The sequence below is a fragment of the Pseudanabaena sp. lw0831 genome, from assembly GCF_016584665.1.
Lineage (GTDB): Bacteria > Cyanobacteriota > Cyanobacteriia > Pseudanabaenales > Pseudanabaenaceae > Pseudanabaena.
Genome location: NZ_BBJB01000114.1, coordinates 1 through 19,276, shown reverse-complemented (window position 1 = coordinate 19,276; position 19,276 = coordinate 1). Strand labels below are relative to the sequence as shown.

Annotated in this window: 19 protein-coding genes; 10 read left to right on the top strand and 9 right to left on the bottom strand. The window is 41.9% G+C overall.

Features of this window, described 5'->3' with window-relative positions; translation table 11 throughout:
- Window positions 1-2 precede the first annotated feature (2 nt).
- Entirely contained in the window at window positions 3-1,118 is a 1,116-nt protein-coding gene (locus APA_RS23245; protein WP_201324602.1) for a hypothetical protein, read from the bottom strand.
- Window positions 1,119-1,234: 116 nt separating this feature from the next.
- Between APA_RS23245 and APA_RS23240 the strand changes: the two genes are divergently transcribed.
- A complete protein-coding gene (locus APA_RS23240) occupies window positions 1,235-1,420 on the top strand; it encodes a hypothetical protein (protein ID WP_201324601.1) in 186 nt (61 codons plus the stop codon).
- Between the two features lie 31 nt (window positions 1,421-1,451).
- Here the strand turns inward: APA_RS23240 and APA_RS23235 are convergent, their stop codons facing one another.
- Both APA_RS23235 and APA_RS23230 read right to left on the bottom strand, forming a co-directional pair.
- Window positions 1,452-1,973 carry a phycobiliprotein lyase gene (locus tag APA_RS23235; RefSeq protein WP_201324600.1) on the bottom strand — a complete coding sequence of 174 codons (522 nt, stop codon included), beginning with the start codon at window positions 1,971-1,973 and terminating at the stop codon, window positions 1,452-1,454.
- A gap of 282 nt (window positions 1,974-2,255) precedes the next feature.
- A complete protein-coding gene (locus tag APA_RS23230; RefSeq protein ID WP_201324599.1) occupies window positions 2,256-3,005 on the bottom strand; it encodes a phycobilisome rod-core linker polypeptide in 750 nt (249 codons plus the stop codon).
- Between the two features lie 328 nt (window positions 3,006-3,333).
- Here APA_RS23230 and APA_RS23225 point away from each other — a divergent pair, with 328 nt between their 5' ends.
- The gene (locus APA_RS23225) at window positions 3,334-4,221 is read left to right on the top strand and encodes an alpha/beta fold hydrolase (RefSeq protein ID WP_201324598.1); all 888 of its coding nucleotides are present in this window, start codon (window positions 3,334-3,336) and stop codon (window positions 4,219-4,221) included.
- Between the two features lie 100 nt (window positions 4,222-4,321).
- Here APA_RS23225 and APA_RS23220 read toward each other — a convergent pair whose 3' ends face one another.
- The 4 genes from APA_RS23220 to APA_RS23205 form a co-directional block, all read right to left on the bottom strand.
- Entirely contained in the window at window positions 4,322-5,278 is a 957-nt protein-coding gene (locus APA_RS23220) for a GDP-L-fucose synthase (protein ID WP_201324597.1), read from the bottom strand.
- Between the two features lie 78 nt (window positions 5,279-5,356).
- A complete protein-coding gene (gmd, locus tag APA_RS23215; protein ID WP_201324596.1) occupies window positions 5,357-6,427 on the bottom strand; it encodes a GDP-mannose 4,6-dehydratase in 1,071 nt (356 codons plus the stop codon).
- 175 nt (window positions 6,428-6,602) lie between these two features.
- Window positions 6,603-8,336, bottom strand: coding sequence for an EAL domain-containing protein (locus APA_RS23210; RefSeq protein WP_201324595.1), 1,734 nt, complete (start codon window positions 8,334-8,336; stop codon window positions 6,603-6,605).
- A 64-nt stretch (window positions 8,337-8,400) separates the two neighbouring features.
- A complete protein-coding gene (locus tag APA_RS23205; protein ID WP_201324594.1) occupies window positions 8,401-11,217 on the bottom strand; it encodes a PAS domain S-box protein in 2,817 nt (938 codons plus the stop codon).
- Window positions 11,218-11,309: 92 nt separating this feature from the next.
- On the opposite strand from APA_RS23205, the gene APA_RS23200 reads away from it, so the two are divergent.
- The gene (locus APA_RS23200; protein ID WP_201324593.1) at window positions 11,310-11,504 is read left to right on the top strand and encodes a heavy-metal-associated domain-containing protein; all 195 of its coding nucleotides are present in this window, start codon (window positions 11,310-11,312) and stop codon (window positions 11,502-11,504) included.
- Window positions 11,505-11,538: 34 nt separating this feature from the next.
- Here APA_RS23200 and moaC read toward each other — a convergent pair whose 3' ends face one another.
- Window positions 11,539-12,051 carry a cyclic pyranopterin monophosphate synthase MoaC gene (moaC, locus tag APA_RS23195; RefSeq protein WP_201324592.1) on the bottom strand — a complete coding sequence of 171 codons (513 nt, stop codon included), beginning with the start codon at window positions 12,049-12,051 and terminating at the stop codon, window positions 11,539-11,541.
- A 158-nt stretch (window positions 12,052-12,209) separates the two neighbouring features.
- Between moaC and tsaE the strand changes: the two genes are divergently transcribed.
- Window positions 12,210-12,761: a tRNA (adenosine(37)-N6)-threonylcarbamoyltransferase complex ATPase subunit type 1 TsaE gene (tsaE, locus tag APA_RS23190; RefSeq protein WP_201324591.1), complete on the top strand. Its 552-nt coding sequence runs from the start codon at window positions 12,210-12,212 to the stop codon at window positions 12,759-12,761.
- A 31-nt stretch (window positions 12,762-12,792) separates the two neighbouring features.
- On the opposite strand, the gene tatA is transcribed toward tsaE, so the two are convergent.
- Window positions 12,793-12,972, bottom strand: coding sequence for a twin-arginine translocase TatA/TatE family subunit (gene tatA, locus APA_RS23185; protein ID WP_201324590.1), 180 nt, complete (start codon window positions 12,970-12,972; stop codon window positions 12,793-12,795).
- A gap of 231 nt (window positions 12,973-13,203) precedes the next feature.
- On the opposite strand from tatA, the gene APA_RS23180 reads away from it, so the two are divergent.
- From APA_RS23180 to psbA, 6 genes are all read left to right on the top strand, one after another.
- Complete coding sequence (locus APA_RS23180; protein WP_201324589.1) at window positions 13,204-13,728, top strand: hypothetical protein; 525 nt, start codon at window positions 13,204-13,206, stop codon at window positions 13,726-13,728.
- 86 nt (window positions 13,729-13,814) lie between these two features.
- Window positions 13,815-14,306 (top strand): TerB family tellurite resistance protein, encoded by a 492-nt coding sequence (locus APA_RS23175; protein WP_201324588.1) that lies wholly within the window; start codon window positions 13,815-13,817, stop codon window positions 14,304-14,306.
- A 257-nt stretch (window positions 14,307-14,563) separates the two neighbouring features.
- The gene (locus APA_RS23170; RefSeq protein WP_236580002.1) at window positions 14,564-15,223 is read left to right on the top strand and encodes a Crp/Fnr family transcriptional regulator; all 660 of its coding nucleotides are present in this window, start codon (window positions 14,564-14,566) and stop codon (window positions 15,221-15,223) included.
- A gap of 75 nt (window positions 15,224-15,298) precedes the next feature.
- Window positions 15,299-16,669 carry a UDP-N-acetylmuramate--L-alanine ligase gene (gene murC, locus APA_RS23165; protein ID WP_201324587.1) on the top strand — a complete coding sequence of 457 codons (1,371 nt, stop codon included), beginning with the start codon at window positions 15,299-15,301 and terminating at the stop codon, window positions 16,667-16,669.
- A gap of 68 nt (window positions 16,670-16,737) precedes the next feature.
- Window positions 16,738-17,634 (top strand): UDP-N-acetylmuramate dehydrogenase, encoded by an 897-nt coding sequence (gene murB, locus APA_RS23160; RefSeq protein ID WP_201324586.1) that lies wholly within the window; start codon window positions 16,738-16,740, stop codon window positions 17,632-17,634.
- 157 nt (window positions 17,635-17,791) lie between these two features.
- Complete coding sequence (gene psbA / locus APA_RS23155) at window positions 17,792-18,874, top strand: photosystem II q(b) protein (protein ID WP_201323543.1); 1,083 nt, start codon at window positions 17,792-17,794, stop codon at window positions 18,872-18,874.
- The last annotated feature ends 402 nt before the right edge of the window (window positions 18,875-19,276 follow it).

Here is a 19,276-nt window from a genome sequence, read left to right as displayed (position 1 = left end):
ATTTAGAAGTAAAGAACTCGTGAGTCAACGCCTTGCGATCGCAAATAGCGAGATACAGCTTCAGCTGAATCGCGACTTTGATAAGCACCTGCATGAATATAAGTACCACGTCCAGAGTTTGTCAAAAAGGCATTAGGAACATATTGACGCACTCGTGACAGCAAAAACTGATTGCTTGCAGCTGCTGGTATGGCAGCAACATAGCGAAAATTAGAATTCTGCGTGGCTTGTGGTAACTGTGGCTCGTTAGTTGCAGTATTGGTATATGAGCTAGAGCTGTAAGCAGTATTGGTTGACTGAGGCGGCAATGCGAAGCTAGTGGCTGTCGAGTTGTCGAAGGTTGTTGGGGCTAATGTTGTTGATGTTGTAGGTATAAACCCTGTCTGCGGTTGCACATAACCTGTTGTTTGTGTGTAGCCTGTCGCTTGTACTGGTTGGACATAAGTAGTAGTTGCTGGCTGCACATAACCTGTTGCTTGCTGTGTATAGCCAGTTTGGACTATTTGAGTTTGAGGTACAACTGTCTGGGTAACAACTTGCCGTGTTTCTGGTACGAGTACCTGTTGCCAACGTGGTACGAGTACCTGCTGAGTTTGTACCTGAGGAACGACAGTATTTGTGGTGATCTGCTGATATTGGTTCTGGTTATAGGAGATCGCTTGTTGAGGCGCTGAGCTAAAAACCTGAGGCTGAGAATCTACCTGAAAGCTAACTGGTTGAGGAGTTTGGCTTGATTGAATGACAACCTGTTGCGGGTTAGGTAAAGCGACCACTGAAGAATTTACTGAAGAGGTGGTCGCTTCTGAGAAAGGAACTTGGACATTAGTTTCCTTGCCGCCCGAAGCTCGAAAATATTTTTGGGCTGACAGTCCAGACTGTTGCAGAGAGATCGCTAAACTATCAGCGCTAGTCTCAGAGTTAAATGTACCTGCTTGAATTACAGGTTGATCGTTGATCTTTGTTGCAAAAGCAGTTGGAGAGACATTGCGAACCCTTTGTAACGTTGCTGCATCATTACCTGCAACAAAAATCACAAAGCGTGCCGAGGCAGATTGAGCAATCATCAAAGATGAGATCGCTACAGATCCGAGAATAATAAACCTTTTGACCCAATTCACAGCAGTACATCCTCACACTTGAATGTAATAACGGTTAAGTTTAACTCAACTAGATAAAGTGATGATTTTTCTAGTCAAAATTATTTGGTTTATTTAAGCACCTAATTCATCAAAATATGACACTCTTAAATAGATTAAGATGGGCGGCGCTTAGCGCCGCCCATCTTAATCTATTTACAGAGCCTAATACCCAAAATAATATGGAAAAAATTAAAGCTGGTTTAAATATTGCGATTTTTATCTTTTTAGCAGGTTTTATCGGCTTAGAAGTATGGACTTTAATATCACATTTCTTACCGTAAAAAAGAGACGACGCGACGCGTCGTCTCTTTTTTATGACTTTTGGGGAATACTGCGAATTTCCGAATAAAATTTGGACGATTGGACATGGCGATCGCTAACTATATTTCCTCGTAACAAAGTTGCTACTCGAAATCTTAAGTTAGGATTTCCATACCAAATCCGCTCTTCAATCACATTTTGTGCAGTAATCGTCTGAATTGTCAGAGCTTCGTCTGCACCAAGTTCATAAATACCTTTACCTTGTTTGGTCAAAATCAAACCTTTCTGTGGTGAATTCAGATTATTAGGCACAGGTACGATTAGAGCGTGACCCTTGGGCTTATTACTGCTTAGAGATTCTTCCTCCCACGACATCTTGATCGGATGGATCGCGGTATGAGGATGAATATCATGCTTTTGGCAAATTGCAACCAAATCTGGATCGTCCAGATTTAAAGCGGTAATCTCAATCACAGCACGAGCATCACTACCATTTCCCTTACTAAATTGGTGATCGCTGCGTTGCGATCGCCAGCGACCGACAAAGAGTTCGAGAAATTGATGAATATCCATTAGTGAAAAATAAACAACCTAAAAAATGGCAAGACTTACAGCAATTCCCGATCAAACGAACCACAAGAATTTTTTTTAAAGTGTTGCTTCGTAACACTTTAAAAAAATTCTTGGTTCGGGTTTGAGCGCAAAGCGCTGTAAGAGGGACGAACAAACGTTAGTTAGCTGTGACACAAATTTTATAGTAATTTGTAGTCAAAACAAAGGGGGCGCATTGCGCCCCCTTTGTTTTCTGAGTTTTAAAGAGCAACGTTTTTTGTACCTTGCTCTTTGAGTTGCGATTTAGCGACGAGGAACTAGACGTTCGTAATCGAGGTTTTGCGCAGATACTGGGGTTGAGTTAACAGGAGCTGCACTAATGCCGCGAGCCATATTCAAGAACAAAGCTGGATCGCCAGTTTTTGGTGTTCTGTCGGTAGCTGCATAGCTGCGGACAGTATTTTGCCAAATGAGTTGAGGGAAGCCCAACTTTGCGCGATGGTAAGCATCATAGCGAGGAGACTTGAGGTTGAAAGGCACTTCGCCAATTCTTTGGCTAGGTAGGACACGACGACGTTGGTAAGGAAGGATGTCATCGCCGAATGCTTCAAGATATTCATCGCTGTTGAGCAGCGCATCAATGAAACCTTCAATGCCTTTAGTCGCAACTACGATCGACCAAGCAATTTTTTCTTTTTCGCTATAAACATCACGACCCAGGACGCGCTGCACAGTTTGTTCTACAAAGCGATAGTTGCTGTTTTTGTCATAAAAACTGCTTCTATAGGTGTTAGAGAGTACTAGTCCACGCACAAATTGTCTGACTGATATATTGCCAGAACGCAATTGCGATTCTAGAGCAACTTCGCGATCAGAGGTAAAAGCATGGAAGAAAATTTGACGATAGGCAGCTTCAATCAGTTCGCCTAGATCACCACTAGAGAGTAAGTTTGCAGTGTTATAAATGCGAGGTGTGTTGTCACTACCTACTGTAAAGCCAGCAACGCGAGAATTTTGCGATGCTGGAGCGTAATTTAATAAAGGAAGAGCCACGTTTAAATCTCCAAAATATTATCGAAAAGTTATAAAAATACCTATTCCCAAACATACAATGAGTTCGGGGCTAAATAAGCTAAATATAATTACGAGAGGCTAACCTCTTGTCAATGATAGGATAGGCGAAATTAGCTAGTTCTACTTGCTTAATATAAGTTTACCTTTGCGACAGATATTTGGCTCTTCGTACGATCTAAGTCCTTGTGCAAAATAAATTACCCAAACCCTTAAAGTTCCGCCCCGCGGGGCGGAACTTTAAGGGTTTGGGTATGTAATTAATTATGTGCATCTTCTTATCTTTGAGTTCTAAAATTAAGTTATCTCAATGGTTTTTGAATATCGTAAGTTTGCCGATCGCTTCTGGACATGGAGCGATTATGAGATTGGCTATTGCGCTGAAGGATTAGATAAAAATCTAGATAAGCCTGCAATTGTTCTGATCCATGGCTTTGGGGCTTCGGTGGGGCATTGGCGCAAGAATGTCCCTGTTCTTGCCCAAGAGTTTAGAGTTTATGCGATCGATTTAATTGGTTTCGGTTCTTCGGCGCAACCTAAACCCAGTGAACTTGCTTATACGTTTGAGACTTGGGGGCAACAGGTTGCTGATTTTGTGCGCGAGGTGGTAGGCGATCGCGCCATATTAGTTGGCAATTCGATCGGTGCTGTGGTAGCAATGCAGGCGGCGATATATGCGCCTGAGTTGATCACAAAAACAGTATTAATTAATTGTTCATTGCGATTATTACAAGAGCAAAATCAATTGAATATGCCTTGGTTGAAGCGTGTTGGCGTAAAGACTGTCCAAAATATTTTGGGTAATCGCGCGATCGCAAAACTATTTTTTGATCAAGTACGAAATCCGCGATCGGTCAAGCAAATTCTTTCGCAAGCTTATTTTCATAAAGAAGCTGTGACCGATGAATTAGTTGACATATTAATTAAGCCCGCCCAAAATCCGAATGCAGTAGATGTATTTATGGCTTTTGTTCGCTACTCTCAGGGACCAAGACCAGAGGATCTCTTAGCGATTTTGCCATGTGATGCGATCGTGTTGTGGGGCGATCACGATCCTTGGGAGCCAATCGAATTGGGACGCAAGTCTTTTACAAAGTTTACCTGTGTCAAGGAATTTATTGATATTCCGAACGCGGGACATTGCCCACAGGATGAAGTGCCAGAAGTAGTTAATGATATTTTGCTAAAATTGCGATAAGTTCGAGTGTGAAACTTAAGAACCAATTTTTTGTAGCGCGGCTTTACCGCACCACAATCACAAAAGCAGAGTTTCCGCACTTCGTCCGGAAACTCTGCTTTTATTTCGCTTGTTGACGATACCAAGCGATCGTCTTATTTAAACCTTCGCGAAAATCCACCTGTGCTGTGAAACCAAAGGCTTGCTTAGCCCTTTCTACATCAAGGCAACGGCGCGGCTGCCCATTAGGCTTGTCAGTTTCCCAGACAATTTCGCCATCATATCCCATTAATTCACAAATTAAATGGATCAAATCTTTGATGGAAATTTCCAAGCCAGTACCAATATTTATTGGCTCAGACTCGTTATAAGCCTCGGATGCCATAACTATTCCCCTCGCAGCATCTTCGGAATATAAAAACTCTCTGGTCGGAGTACCATCTCCCCATACAGAAATAGTGCGATCGCCGCTTTGCTGAGCTTCATAAACTTTACGGATTAGCGCAGGAATTACATGGGAGCTACGAGGATCGAAGTTATCTTCTGGCCCATAGAGATTAACAGGCAGTAGGTAAATGCCATTAAAACCATATTGCTGACGATAAGACTGTAGCTGCACTAGTAAAGCTTTTTTAGCAACACCATAGGGAGCATTAGTAACCTCAGGATAACCATTCCACAGATCGGTTTCTTTAAATGGTACAGGCGTAAAGTTAGGATACGCACAAATTGTGCCAACACAGACAAATTTTTGAACATTTGCCTGATAGGCGGCATGAATTAATTGCACACCCATCATCAGGTTGTCATAAAAAAGTTCGGCTGGTTTTTCGCGATTAAGTCCAATACCACCAACATGAGCGGCAAGATGGATAATCAAATCCTGCCCCTGTACAACTTTTTCACAGATATCAAGCGATCGCAAATCATGCTCTTTTGATCTAGGGACGGTGATTAAATCTGGGCTAGCTCCTGCGGCGATTAGTTGCGCAATTACTTGCTTACCTAAAAAGCCTGCCCCCCCAGTCACAAGAATCTTTTGATCTTTGAATTGTAATTTTGAACGATTTTCCAACATAAAACTCCTCAATAAAAGTCCAAGCAATCTAAAATCCAAACTGGCAACTTAAAAGCCATGCTTTGCATGGCTTTTAAGTTACCAAGTCGAAGCCTGTCCAGTATTTCGCAATGTGGCAATATCTTGAGAATGTGTGCCTTTAGGATTAGGTAAGCCCAATGCTTCTAAATCTGCATCCACCATTAGCTCCACCAAAGCCTTGAAGGTAACTTTCGGCTCCCAACCCAGCTTTTGTTTAGCCTTAGAACAGTCGCCCAATAACAAATCAACTTCAGCAGGACGGAAATAACGCGGATCGATCTCTACATAGTCGTCCCATTTGAGATTAACGTAAGCAAAAGCTGCTTCCAGAAATTCTCTTACTGAATGGGTTTCACCTGTGGAAATCACATAATCATCAGGCTTTTCCTGCTGCAACATTAACCACATAGCCTCAACATAGTCTTTGGCATAGCCCCAGTCTCTTTTGGAATCCAGATTTCCTAAGTACAGTTTTTTCTGCTGATTAGCAACAATGCGGGCGATCGCTCTGGTGATTTTCCTTGTGACAAAGGTTTCGCCTCGGCGCGGTGACTCATGGTTAAATAAAATGCCATTACAAGCAAATAGTCCATAGGACTCACGGTAATTAATCGTTTGCCAATGGGCATAGACTTTGGCACAAGCATAGGGACTTCGCGGATAAAAGGGCGTATCTTCATTTTGGGGTACTGCTTGAACCAATCCATACATCTCCGATGAGCCTGCTTGATAGAAACGAATTTCGCGATCGTTGCGTTGATGGTAATCTCGCAATGCTTCTAACAGTCGCAATGTTCCCATGCCCACTGCGTCAACTGTATATTCTGGTGAGTCAAAACTAACGCGCACATGAGACTGAGCGCCAAGATTAAACACTTCATGAGGTCGAACTGCTTCTAAAATACGTCCTAAAGTAGTGCCATCGGTCAAATCGCCGTAGTGCAGAAATAACTTGGTCTCTGGCAGGTGCGGATCTTGATACATATGATCTAGGCGATCGGTATTGATGGTCGAAGTGCGTCGAATGATGCCATGCACTTCATACCCTTTTGCTAGTAGTAGTTCCGATAGATAAGATCCATCTTGACCTGTGATACCTGTGATTAAGGCGCGTTTAGATTTACTCATGAAGTATGGTTTATAAGGACTTGATAAGATTTTATAGCAATGACTAGCGCAACCCAGAAAAGAGAAGAGGCTGAGTAGGGCTATTTTCTCTTTTATGAGCATTTACTCCTTTCCCAGTGAAGAATTAGTGGTGCGAGGCGAAGCCTCGCACCACTAATTCTTCACTTTACAACGTCTATTCTTTCGGTGGGAAGGGAGTATCATCAATCAACATTTGTTCAAATTCTTGAGCAGGTAATGGGGGACTAAATAAATAGCCTTGAAACTGATCGCAGCCATGCTCTTTTAAAAATTGCATCTGCTCAGCAGTCTCAACACCTTCAGCAATAACTTTCAATGACAAACTATGGGCAAGATCGATGATAGCTAGGGAGATCGTCGCATCATGGCGATCGGTCGTAATGTCTTGGATAAAACAGCGATCGATCTTAAGTATATTGACTGGGAAATGCTTAAGGTAGCTTAAAGACGAATAGCCTGTACCAAAATCATCGATCGCTACTTTTACGCCTATTTCCTGCAATTGTGATAGCACCTGAATCGTATATTCGGCATTTTGCATAATGATACCTTCAGTAAGTTCGAGTTCTAAATGGTCTGGCTCTGTATTAGTTTCTTGTAAAATCTTTCTAACAAATTCAATCAGATTAGTGTCTGGACGAAAATGCTGACCAGATAGATTGACGGCAATAAATCCATAATTTATGCCAGACTCTCGCCACGATCGCATTTGGTCACAGACCGAATATAGAATTACCTCACTCAAACGCAGGATTAGTCCTGTTTGTTCAGCAACGGGGATAAATTTGCTCGGCATAATCAGCCCTAAGTCAGGATGTTGCCATCTGGCAAGCGCTTCAGCCCCGACTATTTTACCTGATTTAAGATTGACTAAAGGCTGATAAAAAACCCGAATCTCATTGCGATCGATGGCGCGGTGGAGGCTGTTTGCTAACGCCATATATTCTGAAGATTGGACATTCAGATCGGGGCTATAGAGCTTATAGCTATTCCTATTATGGGTTTTGGCATAATACATTGCTAATTCAGCATTTTTGATTAATCCTTCCACCTCTTGATGATCTTCAGGAAAAATGGTGATGCCAATACTACTAGTAATGAAAACCTCATGCCCATATAGATGATAAGGACGACTTAACAAATCTAAAATTTTCTGGGTTTCAAGTTTGATGCTGAGCGTATCTGTGATACCAGAAATGAACAATGCAAATTCATCACCTTGGATGCGAGCCACCATATCGCATGGTGCTGTGTAGCGCTTTAGTCGCTCGGCGATCGCGATAAACAATTGATCGCCAATATCATTACCAAGAGTGTTGTTAATGATATTGAAATTGTCCATATCCAGAAATAACAAAGCTAGAGATTTGTTATTAATCTTGGCGTGTAATACAGCTTGGGTTAATGATTCATGAAAAAGGATTCGATTTGGTAATTGCGTCAACTCATCATGATGAGATAAATATTCAAATCTTTCACCTACAGCTTTAATCTCATCATAGTAATGATCTTTAACTGAGTTGTACTTTTGCAGCCGCGAGGCGATCGCACCCAATAATTCCGCAGAGGTAAATGGCTTAGTCAGATAGTCATCTGCACCTAGTTGCATGGCTTGACGCATATCCGCTTTTTCCGTCATTGCCGTCAAAAATATAAACGGGATCATTGATGTTTTGGGTTCTTGACGTAGTGCAATTAGAGTTCCGAAGCCATCCAGTTCTGGCATGGCTATGTCGCAAATAATCAAATTCGGTAAATAGGTTTTAGCTATTTGGACACCAACGACTCCATTCTCAGCGCCCAGTACATCAAACCCTTCGTATGAAAGCGTCTCCATGATCTCTTCGCGTAGCGCTTCTACATCTTCGATGACTAGAATCGTTGTCATAATTTAGTTTGTTCCGTTATAAAGTGAATAATTAGTGGTGCGCGGCTACGCCGCGCACCACTAATTATTCACTGGTAAGGGCGTAAGGAAGTTTCACCTTTACAGTTGTGCCTTTATTTTCAACACTAGTAAGTTGAATTGTGCCACCAAGGATGTCCACTGAATTCTTGATAATTGCCATCCCCAATCCAGTCCCTACGATCATACCAACATTTTGAGCGCGATAAAAATGATCAAAAATCTTTTCTTGATCAATTAAAGGAATGCCAATTCCCTGATCTTTAAACTCTAATAAAATTTGTGGGATGCGATCGCTAGTTAGCGAAATCGCAAAATAAACCTCACTAGTATTTGGAGAATATTTAATGGCATTTGATAATAAATTAGAAATAATTTGCCTAAAGAATTTAGTATCTATTGATATCTTTGCAGGGGCATTAATATTTTTGAATATAACTTGATGCTTGCCATTGCCTATTAACTTAGTTTGTTCGATAATTTCTAGACAGAAATCTTCGAGATTAATTTTTTCTGGCTGTAAATCAAATCTACCAGATTCAGTTTTGCCAATGATTAATACTTCTTCCAACAAATTAGTCATTCCTTTAACTTCACGTTGGATTTTATCAATTCTCTCTAGTTTTTTCTCGTCTGACATTTTATGTCCATAGTTTCGCAGCAGATCGCTTGCTGTCTGGATTGTTGCTAGTGGCGTACGAAATTCATGGGAAGCTCTGGAAATAAATTGTGATTTTAGCTCGTTGAGTTCTTTCTCTCTGAGCAAGGCTCTTTCTAGTTGGCTGAGGCTTTGCTCTAGTTGCTGGGTGCGATCGGCAACTTGACGCTCTAGATTTTTATTAAGCTCTTGAACTCGTTCAAATAATTTTACTTGTTGAATAGCGATCGCCACATGATTAGCCAATTGTTTCAGCAGATCGATCTCAAATTCTTCCCACTGTCGCGGTTCAATACATTGATGGGCAATTAATAATCCCCATAACGTATCTCCAAAAGAAATAGCGACTACAATATTAGCCTTTACTTGAAAACATTGTAAAAGATCTTTATGGCAAGGGCTTAAATCTGCAAGTTCAACATCATTGATACTAGATATGGCTCTGTCTTGATATTTTTGTACATAATCCTGATTAAAACATGCATCATCAATTGTTTTCCCAAGAATTGACAACACAGGATTATTAACAGCTTCTACAACAAATGTACCACTCCAATCTTGTTGAAACTGATAAATAACCACTCGATCAATACGTAATAGTTCTTGAGCCTCTTTAACAGTAATTGCTAGTATTTGATTGAGATTGAGTTCACATTGAATTTTAAGTAAAATTGCATTTAACAAACGTTCTCTTTCATTTTGATAACGCAGTTGGGTCTCGACTTTTTTACGCTCGGTAATGTCATAATAACTACTTAAATACATCCGTTTACCTTTGTATGCTATTAGTCTTGTAGAAACTAAGACATCTTTAAATGTGCCATCACGATGACAAAGGCGGGTCTCGACAGTCATCGCTTGACCAGTTTCATGTAGCTGTTGCAATCTTTGCAAAGCCTTGTCATGTTCAGATCGATCTGGATATAGAAAGTTTGCAAAATCTTGACTAGCATTGGCTTCCGCTAACGTATACCCTGTAAGACTTTCCATTCCAGCATTGAAAATCGAAAAATAGCCAGAATCATCACTAAAAGTAATTCCTTCTTTGATCGATGTCAAAACAGTACGCAAGCGCTCTTCACTTTTGAGCAATCGTTGATTTGATTTTACTTGGTCGGTAATGTCGGTTTGAATACCAATATAGTTAGTAAGTTCGCCATGATCATTAAAGACTGGTGCAACGTACAAATCATTCCAAAATGGCGTGCCATCTTTGCGATAGTTGAGCAGCACTGCATGACATTCTCGTTTTTCTTGAATTGCTTTGCGTAACTCCCAAAGCCCAATCTGATTGCGATCGCCGCCTTGCAAAAATCGACAGTCACGACCAAGCACTTCCGCAGCACTGTAACCTGTAATCCGCTCGAAACTAGGATTAACATAAATCATCGGATTATTTGGCTGAGTAGCATCGGTAATCACAATCCCATTAGAACTTGCAGCGATCGCTCGTTCACGCAATTGGAGAGACTCTTCCACCCGCTTACGTTCTGAGATATCTCGCAATGAAGCAACCACATAAACTCTACGATCTTCGTCGATTGTTTCAGATACGCGCATTTCTGCCGAGGTGGTACTACCTCGGCGATTGAGAATATCAATATCTGTGCTTTCCCCCACTACCACGGGAAGCCCAAAGGTTTCACCGACAATCTCTTCGGATTTGCACCCAAATAGGTTTTCGGCTGATTGATTCACATAACGCACCACACCTTCATGATCAACCACCACAAAAGCATCAGAAACTTCACTAACTAAATGACTGAATTTTTTTTGATTAAAATCTTTAAATTGGGATTTTGATAGCGATCGGTTAGTGACATCTTGGCAAGTACCAACTATCTGTTGTGAATGATCGTTACTATCAGTCTTTAGGGATAGCGAAATCGATAGTATCCGATTTGTTGCCAAATCAAGTGTTTCTTCAAACTCAACAAGTTGTTGAGTTTGCAAGCATTGACTGACATGCTTATTCAATAACTGAGCAAATTCTAAGGGTAAACATTCTTTTGGCTGTAAGCCAACTAGATCAACTGTTTGATCGCTGCTACGTTCCCCAAAAACAAGATGTACAAACGCAAGATTTGCGATCGCAAATCGCAGCATAAATTCTTGATCATTTTCAATTAGATCTGCTACTTGCGTATTTGCTTCAACCGTCAAAACAAAAATTCCGCATTGAATATGATCTAGGATATTTTGCATAATCGCCAAATCCTTTATCAAATGTCGAAGCTATTATTGAGCCATAAAGCTCAATAATAATTTAGATCGCTATGTATTCACATTAATTATTTATGAATTTAACACTCTCAGTTCCTTCTATCGGTTGTGCTAGTTGTATTGAAACTATTGCCAAAGCAATCCAATCTGTCGATGCATCGGCAGCAGTTACTGGCGACGTAACAACTAAGTCTTTGGATATCGAAAGCCAATTACCTGAAGCCAAAATTCGCGAACTAATAGCGATCGCAGGACACAAAGTATCTTAAGAATAGATGCTGTGATTTTCGCGGCATCTATATCTTAAATATCGCAATACTCGCCTTTAGGTGCATTAAAATCACCTGACTTTCCACCACTCTTGTGGATCAGCCTTGTATTCGAGATGATCATCGTCTTTTCGAGGGACTTTGCCATGTCGTAAAGGGTTAAAGCCGCGATCGTGGCAGCGGTCATGGCTTCCATTTCCACGCCAGTTTCAGATTTGGTTTTGACCTCCGCCTCAATTTGATAGCCAGGGATATTTTCGTCTAGCAAAATCTTGACATCGACACTAGTGAGATTAAGCGGATGACACATGGGGATCAAGTTAGCTGTTTGTTTCGCTGCCATAATCCCTGCTAGTCTTGCTGTCCCTAATACATCTCCCTTTGGCACATTTCCCGCTTGGATGGCATCCAATGTTGTTGTTTTCATAGATATCTCGCAAACAGCGATCGCCCGTCTCACCGTTTGCGGTTTATGAGTCACATCCACCATCTGAGCATTACCACTTTGATCAAGATGAGCGAGTGACTGAAGAATATCCGTATCCATAAAAAACTTTGCCGAAATTAGCTCAATAATATAAAAACAAAACAAGGTTACGAAATTAATGCAAACCCAAATTTGTAAGGTTGCGCCCCTGCGGGGCGCAACCTTACAAATTTGGGTAATTTATTTTGTACAAGTACCTACAAAAGTTTACCCGAATTATGACTGAGACTGTAAATATTGAGATTTATGCCGATAATCTTGGTGTTACTCAAGCGATCGCGACTCAACTTGCTGAGCTTGTCACCGCAGGCACAATTATTCTGCTCGAAGGCAATCTTGGTAGTGGCAAAACCACATTTATGCAAGCCTTTGGCAGCGCACTCGGCATTAGCACCACAATTACTAGTCCAACATTTACGCTAATTGATGAATACACTGAAGGTCGCTTGCCACTTTATCACATCGATCTTTATCGCCTAGAGCCATCTCAAGTCCCCAGCTTACATTTAGAAGAATATTGGCGCGGTAGAGATTTTCCTCTCGGCGTAGTGGCGATCGAGTGGGCAAGTAAACTGCTTAACATCCCGCCAAACCATCTCAAGATTAATCTCTCAGTACCAATGCGATCGTCTTATAAACAATCCCCAAATTTTGAACTAGCTCCAGACAAAGACGAAGAACTTCTAGTTGATTTACCTGAAGAACGCTTAATTCAACTAATAGCTCAAGGTTCATCTCATGTTGAGATGCTTAGACAGTACAAGAACTAGTAATTTTCAGCGCCGTATGCGCTGAAAATTACTAGTTTTTATCTTGAGATCCTGATTCATCAGGAATCTCACCATTGCTCTTTACTTCATCTTGAAACCCACGTAACGCCTGTCCCACACTTCGACCAATTTCAGGGATTCGCTTTGCCCCAAAAATTGCCACACCCACAAGCGAAATCACAATTACCTCTGGCCAGCCAATTCCAAACATTTATCTTAGATCTCCTCAAACGTATCTGAATATGATTGGCACAATTAAATATAAAACCCCAAGATGTGTACCGCCCGCTGCGCGGGCGGTACACATCTTGGCTCTGTTTTTTTAATTATGCCGTGGTACTTATTGTCTCAGCAAGTATAAGCTAACTGAACTTTCCGAGTGTATTCAAAAGCAGTAAGCTATAAAGAATTTACAAGTAAATCTAACAAGTACTAAAAAATAATGGACTCAACCATTACTTGGACACTTGGCAGCACCGAACCTGATGCTGAAGCCAATCTTGCCTGTATCTCCCAATGGTGGACATCCCTAGCGGGGCAAGAAATCATCTGGCAACAACGCCCCTTAACCGAGAATAGCGATCGCAATGAGATCGACTGGAACAAACAGGCTCTCGACGAAACTTTTGCGATTCAAACACCAAGCCTACGTGGCATAACTCTCTATTGGTATAAGCCCAATAGCCCAGACGAACGCAATATCTCAGTCGGATATCTCCAACTCAATCTATTTAACCAACAGCTAGACATTCTTCCATCGTCAGGGCGAAGCTATCAAATCCGCATTACCCTTCCTAAGATCATCTACCAAAAGATTCAAGTTACCGATCCGCAGTTTGGTAGCGTGATCCAACCCAATGGTGATGCTGTATTACTATTTCGTGACGAAACCCAACGCTTAGAAATTCAAATTGACTTAAGCGCTGTAAATGTCGATCTACTTAAGCAAAAGCTAAGTAAGCTATAAACATTAATAAAGTAAGGAATATTTTCACGGAATCTAGCCTATGATTTGTGCATATTTGGCAAATAAACTTGGCTAAGGGTAAATCTATGACACATCAAGAACTCCCCCCTCCGATTAGTCCTCGTCAGATGGATATGCTTCGTGCAGTAGCAGCAATGGCTTGGGCTGATGGCAAGCTTGAGCCTGATGAAATTCGGCTGATGCTTGATGAATTTGCAATGTTATTCGCCAAAACTGAAAAAGAGCGTAGCGATCTAAAAACTCGTCTTAAAGATTACCTAGGGCAAAATATTCCTCTTGAAGAAGTTGTCCCAAACATCAAAAGTGTTGAAGATCGCAAAATGACTCTCAGACTTGGCTATCAAGTGATCCAAGCTAGTCGACGCAGTCCAGATGAACCAATGATCAATCTTGATGAAGCCGCAGCTTATCAAAGGCTAGTCAGAATTTTAGATTTGCCTCCAGACGTTGTAGCTGATATTGAAGCCTCGATCGTTCCTAACGAAGACTCTTATCCCAACGGAATTATTAAATCTTTGGCATCAAGGCTACATAAATTACTTGGAAATGCAAATTAAGCCAGCTAAACATTGCAATTCTCATTATAAAAATTGGTTTTGATGAAAGTCCGCCGATGGCGGACTTTCATCAAAACCAATTTTGGGGTTTCTTAAATTGTAAATCGCTGTAGGTTTGGGTTCTAAAATAACTAAGTCATTGTGCTGATGGTAATACCTATCGCCACAAACTCGGATAGAGTGATTACTTACAACAAAATCTTTAAGAAATACGAGCAGCCACTATGCGGGATGGAACTGATCTTCAGCAAAAAATTATGTCTGCCCCATTTTTTGTGGGGTTACCTGATGAAGCCGTAATTAGGGCAACAGCCCATATGGTCACGCGCAGCCATCCAGCCGATCAAGTGATTTTGTTAGAAAATGATTGGGGCAACTCAGTTTACTTCATCTTGGAAGGCTGGGCAAAAATTCGCACCTATAACCTCGATGGCAAAGAAATCACCCTAAATATCCTAGGCTTTGGCGAGATGTTTGGAGAAATGGCTCCACTTGATCAAGTACCCAGATCGACCGACGTAATTACACTTACGCCGACAACTATAGGTAGTCTCCCAGCTTCAGATTTTGTCCATCTGCTTGAAACAGAGCCAATCGCAGGTATCCATTTGGCAAGACTAATGGCAAAGCGCTTACGTCAAGTTAATCGACGTTTACGCTTACGGGAGGCTGATAGTACTTCTCGTGTTGCCGATGTCCTGCTTTTTCTAGCCGAAGGACAAGGGACAAAAGTCAGTGGTGGTCTAGAAATTCCTAATTTACCCCATCGTGAGCTTAGTAGTCTAAGTGGGTTAGCAAGAGAGACAGTCACTCGTGTATTGGGCAAATTAGAACGTAAAAATTTAATTCAGCGTATTCCCGATCGCGATGTGCTGTGCATACTCAACCCTGAAGGCTTAGAATCTTTGATGGTTTAAATCAAAAGGTGTTGCTTTGCGTCACCTTTTGATCTGTTATTATTAGGCTCGTTATTTGGTAGGTAAGAAGTATAAATGCTGAATCCAGTTGATTTCAGCGGTAGACCGTTTCATTTTGTGGGTATTGGCGGGATCGGGATGTCTGCGATCGCCTATATTTTAGCTAAGCAAGGATTTACGGTATCTGGCTCGGATCTTAGTAGAAATCCCATCACTCAAAAACTACAGACTCTGGGTGTAAATATTTTTCAAGGGCATCATGCAGACAACATCAATCTAGAAAATGCACCTCAGGTTGTATGTTCTACAGCTATCAATCAACAAAACCCTGAGTTTCAGGTAGCTCTGGCAAACGGCTTACCAATTTTGCATCGTTCGGATTTATTAGCAGCATTGATCGAACAATTTCAGGCGATCTCGGTTGCTGGTACTCACGGCAAAACAACAACTAGTAGCTTAGTCGGCTTTTTATTGCTCAAAGCAGGACTCGACCCCAGTATTATCATTGGCGGTGAAGTAAGCGCTTGGCAGGGAAATGCGCGTTTGGGGCAAGGCAAATATCTAGTTGCTGAAGCCGATGAGTCCGATGGCACTTTAGTGAAATTCTTATCGCATATTGGCATTATTACCAATATTGAGCTAGACCACCCTGATCACTATCACAACCTTGAACAGGTAGTTGAAATCTTCCAGACTTTTGCAAAACGTTGTGAAATTGTAGTTGGCTGCATTGATTGTCCAACAGTGAAGGAGTTTATTCACTCTGATATTACCTATAGTTTGAACGAACCGACCGCAGACTATATGGTGTCGGAAGTGAATTACACTCCTTCAGATACACAAGCGTTAGTCATCGAACGTGGCAAAACTTTAGGTCGAATTTCAGTAGGCTTGCTAGGTAAACATAATCTCAGCAATGTTCTTGCTGCGATCGCAGTAGCACGTTATGTTGGTGTTGAGTGGCAAGCGATCGCCGATGCTTTACCTGATTTTGTTGGTGCTAGCCGCCGCTTTGAGATTAAAGGCGTGCAGAACGGGATTACTTTTGTTGATGACTATGCCCATCATCCTAGCGAAATTATCGCGACCCTTGCTTCGGCAAGACAACAAAATACGACTAGTCGTGTAGTCGCGATTTTTCAGCCACACCGCTACAGTCGCACCCATAGATTCTTATCAGAATTTAGTCATTCCTTTACCGATGCCGACATGGTGATTGTCACCGATATCTACGCAGCCAGTGAACTCAATGATGGCAAGATTACAGGCTTGCAAGTTTCTGAAGCGATCGCCTCGGTACAAGATCAAGTGCATTATTTGCCAACCCTCAAAGATGTCCAATCATTCTTAGTGAAAAATTTGCAGTCTGGGGATCTAGCTGTATTTCTCGGTGCGGGCAATCTCAATCAGGCGATCGCACCAACCATCCAAGAATTAACCACTTAACAATTTTTTTGTGGCAATGCTTCGCCTTGCCACAAAAAAATTTCTTCTTGATTGAATTAATTAATCCAATGTCACTCGATCTTCAAATCCAAAACCCAATTCGCTCAAATGTGTCTCTTGCAGGGCTAACTTCGATGCGAGTTGGTGGTTTGGCTGAGTACTTCATTTCGCCTCGCTCATCCACAGAGCTAGGCGAAAGTCTTGCATGGGCAAGAGATCGCTATTTACCAATCACAATCATTGGTGCAGGTAGCAATCTCTTAATCAGTGATCAAGGCTTAGCAGGTTTAGTTATTTGCACAAGACATCTACGTAGCATTGAGTTTGACGAACAATCTGGACAAGTCACCGCCGCCGCAGGCGAACCTGTGGCTCGTTTAGCAATGCAAATCGCTAGCCATGGTTGGTCTGGCTTTGAATGGGCGGTTGGTATTCCAGGGACTGTAGGTGGATTGGTTGTAATGAATGCTGGAGCACAGGGTGGCTGTGCGGCTGATTGTGTTGCTTCAGTGCAGACTGTAACCCTAGCTGGCCAAACTCATCTAATCTATCCTCAAGACCTGAATTTCAGCTATCGAACCTCGTCTCTTCAAGAATCATCAAACCTAGTTACAGGTGCAACTTTTAAGTTTCAGACTGGGGGCAATCCAGAAGCGATCGCTGCGGATACTGAGGCAAAACTTAAAGTAAGACATACTACACAGCCCTATCACTTGCCCAACTGCGGCAGTGTTTTTCGTAATCCTTTGCCTCAATTTGCTGCAAAACTAATTCAAGACGCAGGCTTGAAGGGCTATCAAATCGGCAATGCTCAAGTCTCAGAGCTACATGCCAACTTCATCGTCAATCTGGGTCATGCAAAAGCTAGTGATATTTGCAGTCTCATCCAACACATTAAAACTGTAATCAGCGATCGCTATGGTGTGGTACTGGAAACCGAAGTTAAGATGATCGGGCATTTCTAACCACTTAGGGCTTGTCAGCGCTCGCATTTATCTATAGATAGATTTAAGATTTAAGTATTTACATTACTCAATACTTCCACTAATCTATTTACATAAGCGAAAGCTTACATATAAATTTTTTCATCTTAATTCATTCCCAAAAGGATTATTTGCAATTATGACAACAGCAGTACAAAGACGCGAAAGCGCTTCACTGTGGGATCAGTTCTGCAACTGGATCACTAGCACCGAAAACCGCCTCTATGTGGGTTGGTTCGGCGTAATCATGATCCCTTGCTTACTATCAGCCACAATTTGTTTCGTAATCGCCTTCGTAGGCGCTCCTCCAGTTGACATTGACGGAATCCGCGAACCAGTTGCAGGCAGCTTGTTCTTCGGTAACAACATGATCTCTGGCGCAGTTGTTCCTTCCTCGAACGCGATTGGCTTGCACTTTTACCCCATTTGGGAAGCAGACAGCCTTGACGAATGGCTATATAACGGTGGCCCTTACCAATTGGTAGTATTCCACTTCCTCATCGGCATATTCTGCTACATGGGACGTGAATGGGAACTTTCCTACCGCCTCGGTATGCGTCCTTGGATCGCAGTTGCTTATTCTGCACCCGTTGCAGCAGCAACCGCAGTATTCTTGATCTACCCAATCGGACAAGGTTCATTCTCTGACGGTATGCCTTTGGGTATCTCTGGTACTTTCAACTTCATGATCGTATTCCAAGCAGAACACAATATCTTGATGCATCCTTTCCACATGTTGGGAGTAGCAGGTGTGTTCGGTGGTTCATTGTTCAGTGCCATGCACGGTTCACTCGTAACTTCCAGCTTGATTCGTGAAACAACCGAAAACGAAAGCCAAAATGCTGGTTACAAATTCGGACAAGAAGAAGAAACCTACAACATCGTTGCAGCCCACGGCTACTTCGGTCGCTTGATCTTCCAATACGCATCTTTCAACAACAGCCGTTCCTTGCACTTCTTCTTGGCTCTATGGCCAGTAGTCGGCATTTGGTTTACATCTTTGGGTGTAAGCACCATGGCATTTAACTTGAACGGTTTCAACTTCAACCAATCGATTTCTGATAGCCAAGGTCGTGTCGTACCATCTTGGGCTGACGTAATCAACCGCGCAAACTTGGGTATGGAAGTAATGCACGAGCGCAATGCTCACAACTTCCCTCTCGATTTGGCTGCTGTTGATGTAGCTCCTGTAGCTATGGCTGCTCCTGCTATCAACGGTTAATTCCTATCGATGGTCTAAACCAATAAAAAAGCTCCCCGAAAGGGGAGCTTTTTTATTCATTGTATATGTGCACCATTTATTTTCAATACGTTTATAGAACCCATTTGAGATCTCGCACTTATACTGCAAGCCTTTTGGCGTTAAGGTTCATTGGTTTTAGTGCCCGACCACCCATGATCCTATTAAATCGTTAAATTACCGAATTAACGTTTGTCTGAAAGCTATATGTTTCGTCCACAAAGATCTCACCTATATAGTTTTACAGCAGTGTTCGATCAAACCTTCCACAAGAAGGGTCGCAGGGCTAAGTCCTGCAATGGGTTTTATATTCTTATTTGTGGCGGCGTTGAAAGCAAATTGCTGTAGGAAAAAAGACAAAACCTAAAAGAGAGTTGCGGCGCT